Annotated in this window: 2 protein-coding genes; one reads left to right on the top strand and one right to left on the bottom strand. The window is 69.8% G+C overall.

Translation table 11 applies throughout. From position 1 onward, the window contains the following. Positions 1-673: hypothetical protein (locus tag AC2W7M_RS25410; RefSeq protein ID WP_486135881.1), on the bottom strand; the 673-nt coding region annotated here is incomplete at its 3' end. A 168-nt stretch (positions 674-841) separates the two neighbouring features. On the opposite strand from AC2W7M_RS25410, the gene AC2W7M_RS25405 reads away from it, so the two are divergent. Then, positions 842-1,410 (top strand): hypothetical protein (locus AC2W7M_RS25405; protein WP_486135880.1); only part of this gene is annotated, 569 nt, incomplete at its 3' end.

The following is a 1,410-nucleotide window of genomic DNA, read 5'->3' as shown; positions in this document are numbered from 1 at the left end:
GCGGGCCTGGCCGGCGAGCCGCGCCGAGCTCGCCATCGTCCGGGCCGGCGACCTCGATGCCGCCGAGGATGCGGGCGACGCGGTCGAAGGGGCGGGTGATCAGGAAGGAGAAGGCCCATGCGGCGAGCGCCGCCGCCAGCGCCGCGATCAGCGCCAGCGGAGCCGCCCGCAGGATCAGATCGACGGCGAGCCGGTCCATGCGGTTGAGGTGCGATTCGTCCGAGACCGTGACGGCGATGCCGCCGGCGACGCCGAGGTCGTTCTCGAAGTGGCTGCCGAACACGGTCTCGCCGCGCTCCGTGGTCTGCCAGGTTCCGGCGGCCGAGAGCCGGCGCACCCATTCGGCGGGCACGCTCTCGCCGGTGATGCTGACGTCGGTGGAATAGACCGCGCGGCCGGAGGGGTTGAACACCTCGATGGCGAGGATGGAGGGGTCGCCCGCCTTCTCGCGCTCAATGCGGTTCTGAAGGGTGGCGATCTGGTCGAGCGCGAGGCCGATGGACAGGCTCGCTTCCGCATTCTGCTTGATGGCCGCCAGAAGATTGGCGACGCGGGCGCGCTCGATGTCCTGGCTCACGCGCTCGCTCGCCCCGAAGGCGATGACGGCCGTGGCGACAATGGCAGTCACCACCGAGGCCGCCAGCAGCAGCGCGAGTCGGCTAACGAAAGTCATGGGCTAAGCTTCGACAATGGGTCGGGGCCGGACGTTACCCGCGCCGTTCCATTCAAACCAGACCAAATTGCCGTTTCGGGCAAAAATCATCCTTTTCCTTCAGCGCGCTTTTCACGGCACGGATTGCCTGACATTGTGGCCGCACTTCCCGCTCCAACGGTCGACACCATGACGCGGACCACATTGTGGCTCATCGCCTTGTTCGCCCTGATCGCCGCCGCGTGCGTCGCCTTCGGTGCCTATTTCTCCTACGTCACCCTGCTCAACGCCCACCGCAACGCCATCGAGGCGCGGTTCGCCATCACCGCCGAGCGCCTCGCCGGCACGGCGGAGCGGGCGAACTCGCTCGGCATCGCGCTGCCCGCGCAGACCACCTTCGCCGGGCTGCTGCGGCGCGAGGCGGAGCTGGAGCCGGCGATCGCCGCCATCGATGTGGTGGACGAGCGCGGCGTTGTGCTGTTCAGCAGCGATCCGGGGCGGGTCGGGCGCGCCGAGCCGCGCAGCCGCAACGCGGTGTCGAAGCGAATCACGAGCGATATCGGCACCACGGTCGGTCTGGTGGAACTGCGCTATGATCCGGCCGCGCTCGCCGCCGGCGCCGCCGCGCTTGCCGACGACCTCACGGTGATCGCCATCCCCACGCTGGCGGTGGCGTGCCTCGCCACCATCCTCGTCGGCCTGCTTCTGGCCATGGGGCTGCGTCGCTCGGCGCAGCGCGCGGCCGAGCCCGCCTCCTG

Source organism: Xanthobacter sp. BG11Y11_SDJG, assembly GCF_057364445.1.
The sequence above is the reverse complement of the archived record's forward strand: the minus strand, read 5'-3'. Positions and strand labels throughout refer to the sequence as shown.